6 protein-coding genes are annotated in these 8,931 nt (G+C 67.5%); 3 read left to right on the top strand and 3 right to left on the bottom strand.

The features are described from left to right. Positions 1 to 196: 196 nt before the first annotated feature. The 3 genes from AC07N1_RS23885 to AC07N1_RS23875 are packed head-to-tail and all read right to left on the bottom strand — an operon-like array spanning position 197 to position 3,605. Positions 197 to 1,129: an ROK family protein gene (locus AC07N1_RS23885; RefSeq protein ID WP_494674058.1), complete on the bottom strand. Its 933-nt coding sequence runs from the start codon at positions 1,127 to 1,129 to the stop codon at positions 197 to 199. After that, on the bottom strand, positions 1,126 to 2,313 hold the full coding sequence (locus AC07N1_RS23880; RefSeq protein WP_494674057.1) for a glycoside hydrolase family 88 protein: 1,188 nt from the start codon (positions 2,311 to 2,313) through the stop codon (positions 1,126 to 1,128). The genes AC07N1_RS23885 and AC07N1_RS23880 overlap by 4 nt, the downstream gene beginning before the upstream one ends. Before the next feature lie 2 nt (positions 2,314 to 2,315). Further along, positions 2,316 to 3,605, bottom strand: coding sequence for an oligosaccharide MFS transporter (locus AC07N1_RS23875; protein WP_494674056.1), 1,290 nt, complete (start codon positions 3,603 to 3,605; stop codon positions 2,316 to 2,318). Between the two features lie 270 nt (positions 3,606 to 3,875). On the opposite strand from AC07N1_RS23875, the gene AC07N1_RS23870 reads away from it, so the two are divergent. From AC07N1_RS23870 to AC07N1_RS23860, 3 genes are all read left to right on the top strand, one after another. Then, positions 3,876 to 5,303 carry a glycosyl hydrolase family 28 protein gene (locus AC07N1_RS23870; protein ID WP_494674055.1) on the top strand — a complete coding sequence of 476 codons (1,428 nt, stop codon included), beginning with the start codon at positions 3,876 to 3,878 and terminating at the stop codon, positions 5,301 to 5,303. Next, a complete protein-coding gene (locus AC07N1_RS23865) occupies positions 5,300 to 5,578 on the top strand; it encodes a GntR family transcriptional regulator (RefSeq protein ID WP_494674054.1) in 279 nt (92 codons plus the stop codon). Before AC07N1_RS23870 ends, AC07N1_RS23865 begins: the two co-directional genes overlap by 4 nt. A 335-nt stretch (positions 5,579 to 5,913) precedes the next feature. Next, complete coding sequence (locus AC07N1_RS23860) at positions 5,914 to 8,823, top strand: TonB-dependent receptor plug domain-containing protein (RefSeq protein WP_494674053.1); 2,910 nt, start codon at positions 5,914 to 5,916, stop codon at positions 8,821 to 8,823. Positions 8,824 to 8,931 lie beyond the last annotated feature (108 nt).

Genomic DNA, 8,931 nt, shown 5'->3' with positions numbered 1-8,931 from the left:
CCAACGAGCTGCGCCCGCCAACCATCAAGCTCGCGCTCGACACCTATCGCAATACACAGGGACCCAGGGGACTGGGCTCTGCGGATCGATCAAACACCCAAGCAGCAGCCGGCGCAGTGGGGCGACCCCTGGGTCCCGGGTCTGCGGTCCGCTGCGCGGCCCTTCGCCCGGGATGACGACGAAGGGGGGGCTTACTCTACGCCACCTGCTCGCTCAGCAATTGGCGCGCCTCCTCCAGGCTCCACAGCCGCGCGGCGCCGCGTACGCCCGAGGCGTCGCCCCAGACGGCGGGCTTGATGCGGGTGCTCCAGCGGTCGGCGAACACGCGCCCTACGACGAGGCCCGGCAGGCGCTGGCAGACCTCGGGCACGTTCGACAGGCCGCCGCCGACGACGATGGCGTCGGGGTCGAGGATGTTGCACAGCACCGCCACCGAGCGGCCCAGGCGGTCCATCAGTCGGTCGAAGGCGGCGGTGGCGGCGGCGTCGCCGGCCCGCCAGGCGGCGATGATCTCCTCGCCGCTCCAGGCCTTGGTCGTGGCCTCCTGGAAGTCGCGGCGCAGGCCGGTGCCTGACACCCACATTTCCAGGCAGCCGTTCTGGCCGCACCAGCAGCGGGGGCCTTCGCGCTCGTCGGCGCTGGGCCAGGGCAGGGGCATGTGGCCCCACTCGCCGGCGATGCCGTTGCCGCCCTCGATCAGCTTGCCGTCGACGACCAGACCGCCGCCGCAGCCGGTGCCCAGGATGATGGCGAACACCACGCGGGCTCCCGCGCCGGCGCCGTCGACGGCTTCCGACAGGGCCAGGCAGTTGGCGTCGTTGGCCAGGCGCACCGGCCGGTTCAGGGCCTGTGACAGGTCCTCGCGGAAGCGGCGGCCGTTGAGGTACAGCGAGTTGGCGTTGCGCATCACGCCGCTGGCCGGCGAGATCGAGCCGGGCGCGCCGATCCCCAGGGTGCCGCGCGTCCCGAGCTTCTGCTCCAGCTCGCCGACCAGGTCGCGGACCACGCTAAGGGCCTTGTCGTAGTCGCCCGGATTGGGAACGCGGGCCTTGGCCAGCACCTTGCCGCTGGCGTCCAGGGCGGCGGCTTCCACCTTGGTGCCGCCGAAATCCACGCCGATCTGAATCACCAGTAGGGCTCCCAAACCCGGGTGAGGCGGACCAGCGCCTCGAGGAAGAAGTAGTCGCCCCACAGGCAGGCCTCGTCGACGCCGACGCGGTTGGGCATGTGGTAGACGCCGTGGGCCAGGATGCCGGTTCCGGGCTCGCCCAGCGGCAGCAGGTAGCGCTCGCCCAGGGTCTCGACCATGGCCAGGGCGGCGGCCTCGTAGGTCTCGCGGTCGGGATCGGCCAGCGGCAGGGCGCGGGCCAGTTCCAGCAGACCGCAGGCGGCGATGGCGGCGGCCGAGCTGTCGCGCTCGGCGTTGGTGAACACCAGGTCCCAACAGCAGATCAGGTCGTCCGGCAGGCGGTTCAGGAAATAGTTGGCCAGCCGCGCCGCGAGCGCGATCAGGGCCGGATCGGCCTTGTAGCGGTGCACCAGCGGGAAGCCCGAGACGCCCCAGGCCTGGCCCCGCGCCCAGCAGGAGGCGTCGCTGAAGCCCTGGTGAGTGCTGCCGCGCAGCGGCGCGCCCGACTTCGGGTCCATGTAGAAGGTGTGGAAGGTCGAGGCGTCGGGCCGCACGATGTGGCGGGCGGCCTCCTCGATGTGACGATCGGCGGCGATGCGGAAGGTCGGGTCGCCCGTCTCCTCGCTGGCCCAGTAGAGCAGGGGGAGGTTCAGGTTGCAGTCGATGATCATCCGCCCGGCCTGCTCGGGATCGGAAAGATCGCCCCAGGCCTGGATGATGCCGGCGGCCGGCAGGTAACGGGTCATCAGGCGGCGAGCGGCGGCCAGGGCCGCCTGGCGCGCGCCGATGTTTCCGGTCAGCTTCCAGCCCGCCACGCAGGACAGCGAGTAGAGGAAGCCCAGGTCGTGGTGGTCGACGTTGATCTCGCGGTCGATGCGGTCGCGGAAGCTCTCGACCTGGCGCTCGGCGGCGTGGCGATAGCGGGCTTCGCCGCTGGCCTCGAAGGCCAGCCACAGCATCCCGGTCCAGAAGCCGTTGGTCCACTCGGTGTTGTCCATCGGCGCATAGACCCCGCCCTCGCTGGAGGGCCTGGGGAAGGCGTCGGTGAAGCGGTCGAGGCTGGCGTCGATGCGGGCCAGGACGGCGGCGATGATCGCGTCCAGCCTCGCCCGGTCAGGGCGTGGGCGGGCCAGGATCTCGTCGGCCCGGGCGATGGGCTCGCGGGCGGTGGTGGTGTCGAGCATGTTCAGTTGACCTTGGCCACGTCGGCGCCGCCGAGGTCGGCTTGAACCTTGGATGGGGCTAGAGCCGGATCGGGTTCGGCGTCCTTGGCGGGCCGGTCTTGCGGCGGGGTGGGCGAGAGGGCGAACACCGAGGCGACCCAGAAGGCGGCCGCGAACAGGGCGATCAGCAGGTAGGTGCTGGGGAAGCCGATCAGGTCGTAGCTCTTGCCGACGATGGGCGACAGGATCGCCAGGCCCAGCGAGTGGCCGAAGCTGACGCCGACCAGGTAGAGCGTCGAGGCCAGGCGGCTTTCGAAGTGGAAGGCGATGTAGCGGAAGATCGACACCACCAGGATCGGCAGCTCCAGCGAGTGCAGCATCTTCATCGCCGAGATCGGCACGGGGCCGTGCACCAGGCCCGAGCCCGCGATACGCACGATCATGATCGCCGCGGCCAGCAGCAGGCCGTTCTTGGCCCCGATCCTGTTCACGACGAAGGGCGCGACGAACAGCATGCCGGCCTCAAGGAAGATCTGGGCCGAGTTCAGGTAGCCGAACATGGCCGCGCCCTGTTTCGGGTCGGCGAAGTGCGAGGCGTAGAAGGCCGGGAACTGCTGGTCGTAGACGAGATAGAGGTTCGTCACGCCCAGGATCAGCACCATGAAGCCCCAGAACTTCGGCAGCCGGAAGATGGCCATGGCGTCGGCGGGCTTGAGGGCGTCGGAGCGCTCGCGCTCGTCGGCGCTGGGCTCGATCTTGGCGAAGGCCAGCAAGGGCAGCAGGACGAGGCCCGCGCACGAGGCCAGGGCGAAGTTGTAGAGCGGGTCCATGTTGAACAGCCGGCCCGAGAAGAAGGCGGCCGCCGCGAAGCCCAGCGACCCCCACAGCCGGGCGCGGCTGTATTCGAAGCCGTACTTGCGGCCCACCCGGTCGACGAACGACTCCAGGGCGTAGCTGCCGGCGATGAAGGTGATCCCGAGATAGGCCCCGCCCACGGCCGCGCCGAGCAGCAGGTTGGTCTTCAGCAGCGGGCCGTAGACGAAGGCGAAGAAGGCGCCCGACAGCACCACCAGGCCGCTGATCAACCACAGGACATGCTTGCGCAGTCCCACCTTGTCGGAAACGAAGCCGTAGAGCGGCTGGGAGAGCATCGCGAAGATGAAGTTGGCGGCGAAGACCACGCCGGTCTGCGCGCCGGAGAGGCCCAGGGTCCGCTTCAGCCACAGGGCCAGCAGCGAGATGCTCATGGCCTGGGCGAAGAAGTAGAAGAAGAGGAAGGCGCTCAGCAGCGCGTAGTTCTTCCTGAAACCCATGCGACTCCCTCCCATCGCCGCGCCGTCCGCGCTTCATGGCGCAGTCGGTCCAGCCGTTCGGTCATAGACCAAACTGATAACGATACCAAGCGCTTTTGCGCCCTTCACCGCCTGCCAAGCCGGGGCTTGCATGGCGCTTCTGATATCGATATCAATTAGCAGCCTTCGGGCTTCCCGCAAGCGATTTCGACGACCCGTCTCTTTCGGGGCGCCGGTCGTCAGGGCCAATCAAGACGCCGCGCCAGAGCGTCGACCAGGGGAGAGACAAGGATGCGTTCGCCTGCTCGTGGAATTCCGGCCCTGCTCGCCGCCGTCGCGCTGAGCGCTCTGGCCGTGGGCGCGGCCTTGGCCGACGAAACGCCCGGCCTCGTCATCCATCCGCTGCCGCCGGGCGGGCTGTTCTACAGCATGCACAACGACACCTTCACGGTGCGGGTGAGGACGCCGGGCGGACCCTGGCGCGACCTCTACGAATACACCGCCAAGGTCGATTCCGACGGGCCCAGCGACGTATCGGTGGTGCAGTTCGACTTCGAGGGCGGGCCGGTCGAGATCGGGGTGCGCAAGAACAACGGCGACTTCAAGCGCGTCGAGGTGCGGCCCACCCGCAACGCCATCAAGCCCAAGGTCGAGAAGGGCATTGTCACCTTCACCATCGACAGGCCGCAGAACCTGTCGGTCGAGTTCGACGGCGATCGGCTGCACAACCTGCTGATCTTCGCCGGCGCGCCGATCGCGCGGCCCGCGCCCGGCCCCGACGTAGTGTTCTACGAGCCGGGCCTGCACACCCCGCCGGGCGGCGGCCCGTACTTCCCGGTCAAGTCGGGCCAGACGATCTATGTCGCCGGCGGGGCGGTGCTGCAGGGGACCTTCAAGCCGCAGGGCGTCGAGAACGTGCGCATCATCGGTCGCGGGATCATCGACCGGCCGGCCGAACAGCTGGTGGTGCAGGATTCCAGGAACGTCACGGTCGAGGGCCTGACCTTCCTGACGCCCAAACACGGCACGATCGCCTGCGCGTCGTCGCGCAACGTGACATTCGGTGACTTTCGGACCCTGTCCAACGGCTCGTGGTCGGACGGCGTCAACGTCTTCGCCTGCAGCGACGTGACCGTCGAGCGGGCCTTCATCCGCACCTCGGACGACAGCGTCGCCGTCTACGCCACCCGCAAGGACGGCAAGGGCGACACCCGCCGGGTGCGGGTGCGCGACTCGATCTTCTGGCCCGACGTCGCCCACGCGGTGTTCATCGGCCTGCACGGCGACAGCGAAAAGCCCAACGTGCTGGAGGACCTGCGCTTCGAAAACATCGACATCCTGGGCCTCGACGAGGACGACCCCGAATACCAGGGCGCGCTGGCGATCAGCGCCGGCGACACCAACACGGTGCGAAACGTGGTGTTCGACGGGATCCGGGTAGACCAGATCGAGGAGGGCAAGCTCTTCAACGTGCGCACGGTGTTCAACGCCAAGTACGGCACGAGCCCCGGCCTGCTGGTCGACGGGGTGGTCTTCCGCAACATCGACTTCACCGGCGACGGCTGGCCCAGCCCCTCGACGCTCTCGGGCTATGGGCCGGACCGGCCGGTGCGGAACATCAGCTTCGAAAACGTGACCATCGGCGGCAAGCGGCTGAAGGCGGCCGATCTTTCGGTGATCGAGATCGGCCCCAATGTCGAAGGGGTGAGCTTCAAGTGACCGCCTCGCCTGGCCTCTTCTGGGCGCCGCTGAAGCGCACCGGCCGGGTGGCGCTGTATCGGCAGCTGGCCGACCGGCTGCGGGCGGCGATCCTCGACGGCGAGCGCCGCCTGCCGACCGAGCGCGAGCTGGCCAGCGGCTTCACCGTGGCCAGGATCACCGTCCGGGCCGCGCTCGACCTGCTGGCGGCCGACGACCTGATCTCGCGCCGGCCCAGGCATGGAACGGTGGTGAAGGCGCTCGACCGTGCAGGTGAAAGATCGCTGCACGCATGAAATTGATTGGCGCGTCCGAGAGTGAAGTCGTCGCGTCGCATACATCCTGAAGTTTTCATTCGGCGCTGTGCTGATCGCACGTAGCGACCGATGTTGCATTGCTGATCAGCGACCTTGGGATTTGCTGAACTGTAGCCGCTCGTCGGATGATAATGTCGCGCGAATGTTTCCGACATTTCGGCGCCGAAACCCCGTTGACAGCGTTCAAAACGCGCTGATATCGATAACAACAAGCCGATCGGGGCGCCTGGAGCGCTCTCGAACACGACAAGGCGGTCGGCGCGCCGGCCCCGCCGCGAGGCGAGGTCGGGCTGAAAGTCGAAGGGGAGGATAGGATGGCTGGCTACGGCCCCAAGCGCGGATGCAACCGCGCCCTGCAGGTTTCTCACATGGTTCTGGCCCTGGCCGCCGGCGCGAGCGCGATGTCGGTCGCCGCCGCCGCGCACGCCCAGGCGCCCGCCAAGACCACGGCTGAAACGGCCAAGCCGGCGGCGCCGGTCACGGTCGAGACCACGGCGGTCGACGAGGTGATCGTCACCGGCGTCATGGTCGGCACCGCCGCCAAGAAGGCCAACGTCTCGTTCTCGGTGCTGAACGAAGACGACATGAGCAAGTTCACGCCGATCAGCGCCGACGACATGCTGCGCGACATGCCCGGCGTGGTGGTCGAGTCCAACGACGGCGTGGCCCGCAACGAGGTCTTCACCCGCGGCATGACCATCGGCACCGGGGCCAACACCTCGGGCTATTTCTGGACGACGATCCTGGAGGACGGCCTGCCGGTCGTGCCGTTCAAGTTCAGCGGCTTCCAGGACGGCTACTTCTACCGCGCCGACATCTCGACCAGCCGGGTCGAGTCGGTGCGCGGCGGCTCGTCGGCCACGGGCGTCACCACCTCGGTGGGCGCGACCTTCAACTACATCACCGGCAAGGTGAAGCCGGGGGCGGTGATCCAGACCCGCATCGGCTTCGAGGGCGAGGACCTGCACCTGTCGTGGAAGCAGGTCGACGCCGCCTACGGCTGGGTCAACGAGGCCGGCGACCTGGGCCTGGGCGTCAGCGGCTTCTACCGCAAGTCCAGCGGCCAGGTGGATCCGGGCTTCGACCTGAACCACGGCGGCCAGTTCAAGGTGAACCTCTACAAGGACTACGACACCGCCAACGGCAGCGGTTCGTTCAACCTGATCTACAAGCACCTGGACGACACCAACGCCGAGCTGACCACCTTCCAGCAGCCGACCTACGGCTACCAGAACCCCGAGGAGATTCCGGGCTTCGGCCGCGACGTGAACCTGTTCATGAACGGCGGCCGGCAGACGGTGCCGAACTACTTCAAGAGCGGCAGCCACAGCCTCGATCCGTCGGACGGCTATCGCTACAAGCAGGACGCCCTGTCGCTGCGCTGGAACCACGACATCGGCGAGCGCCTGACCTTCACCGGGGCCGCGCGGATCCAGAAGTCGACCTATCGCGGCCAGTCGTACAAGCCCCAGGGCCTGGCCTCGCTGGGCTCGGCGGCGGCGACGCGCGAGCGCTTCGGCCTCAACATCAACAACCTGGACCGCACGCCGGGCTACTACGTCTTCACCAACGCCGCCGGCCAGGAAGTGGCCAGGGTGGCCAACAACGTCGCCGGCTCGCAGCTGGGGACCAACTACCGCACCGGCGCGGCCTGTCCGCGGGTGACGGCCACCACCTTCCAGACCGCCAGCCTGTGCATCGTCGGCAACACCCTGCCCAACCGCAATATCGACATGCGCGGCGGCCTGGTCACGGCCACCATCCCCAGCGCCGACGGCAGCTACAATTCCGGCACGGTGCCCACCGGCACCAGTTCTCAGGACCTGGTCCTGCTGACCCGGGCCGAGGACAACTACCGTGAATCCGTCGACTACATGGGCAACTTCACGGCCACCTATCGCGGCGACACCTGGAGCGTGAACGGCGGCCTCTACGTCTCGCGCTCGGAGCAGGTGAACGACAACTGGGCCAACGGACTGGGCGTCTCGGCCTGGGCCGACGGCCAGGTGCAGAACCTGAACGTCAAGTACGTGACCAACGGCGGTGCGAACTACCAGCTGACCGACGCCGGCGGCTGGGGCTCATACGGCAGCGGCCTGTTCACCACCGTCTCGCAGAGCGCCCGGATCATGGAGCTGTCGCCCTATGCCGGCTTCGCCTGGTCGCCCAACAAGCACTGGGATTTCAACGCCAGCATCAAGTACCAGTACTTCCACGCCCGGACCTATTCGGAGACTTGGGACACGCGCAATTCCGGCGCCGCCTCGCTGACCAACGGCGGCCTGGATGGCGATCCGCTGACCGTCTACGACAACGTCTACATGACCAAGACGGCTTCGAAGATGATCGGCGCCGACAAGGACCTGAGCCTCGTCGATTACAGCGTCGCCATCGGCTACAACTTCACCGACAAGCACAAGGTCTATTACCGCTACACCGACGCCAAGCAGCCGTCGTCGGGCGTGGTCAACCGCTACTCGACGGCGGCGACCCTGGTGCGGCCGCTGGGCCCTACGGCCTACATCAAGGGCCACGAGGCCGCCTACACCTTCGGCGACCGGCGCTTCAACGGCCAGATCACCTATTTCTACCAGAATTTCGCGGTGAACGACTATCCGACCGCGGTCGATACCGACAACGTCTCGACCTACCTGCTGCCGGAGAACTTCAACCGCTACTTCACGCGCGGGGTCGAGGCCTGGGCCAAGTGGAAGGTGACGCGGAACCTGGAATGGAATCCGTCCGTCACCTTCCTGAACGGCAAGACCACCGAGGCCTATGTCTGGCTCAACACCGGGGCCAACGGCCTGGGCGCGTCGGACGACGTGCTGCGCGTCGACGCCGGCATTCTGTCGCGCTCGCCCAAGTGGACGCTCAGCAACACGGTCTCGTACCGCTACGGCGACTTCCGCTTCAACGTCCGCCATCGCTGGATGGACGTGCGCAAGCTGAACACCAACTCGCTGGATCACCGCTACCTGCCCGAACAGGACAACCTGGACATCTCGGTCCAGTACAGCGGCCTGAAGAAGACCCAGGTCACGCTCGACGTCCGCAACGTGCTCGATAAGGACTACATCTCGGCCTACGACCCGATGATCAGCACCAACCTGCCGACCAACGTGCAGGTCTATGACGTGGTCGCGCAGCTGCCGGAGTCCGGCTACCTGATCAAGCGCAACGCCCCGCGCTCGGTGTGGCTGACCGTCCGCAAGGAGTTCTAGGCCTCATCCGTTTGGCGCCCGCGCGTGGTCCTCGCCCTTCGACAGGCTCAGGGTGAGGACCATTGCAGGCGCCGGCGATAGAAAAACCTCACCCTGAGCTCGTCGAAG

This window comes from Caulobacter sp. GW821-FHT09B11, assembly GCF_059418205.1.
This window is presented reverse-complemented; position numbering and strand designations above follow the sequence as displayed.

Excerpts from the sequence above, each read along its gene's own strand:
- AC07N1_RS23880 (WP_494674057.1), bottom strand. The coding sequence starts at position 2,313 with ATGCTCGACACCACCACCGCCCGCGAGCCCATCGCCCGGGCCGACGAG.
- AC07N1_RS23875 (WP_494674056.1), bottom strand. The coding sequence starts at position 3,605 with ATGGGTTTCAGGAAGAACTACGCGCTGCTGAGCGCCTTCCTCTTCTTC.
- AC07N1_RS23870 (WP_494674055.1), top strand. The coding sequence starts at position 3,876 with ATGCGTTCGCCTGCTCGTGGAATTCCGGCCCTGCTCGCCGCCGTCGCG.
- AC07N1_RS23860 (WP_494674053.1), top strand. The coding sequence starts at position 5,914 with ATGGCTGGCTACGGCCCCAAGCGCGGATGCAACCGCGCCCTGCAGGTT.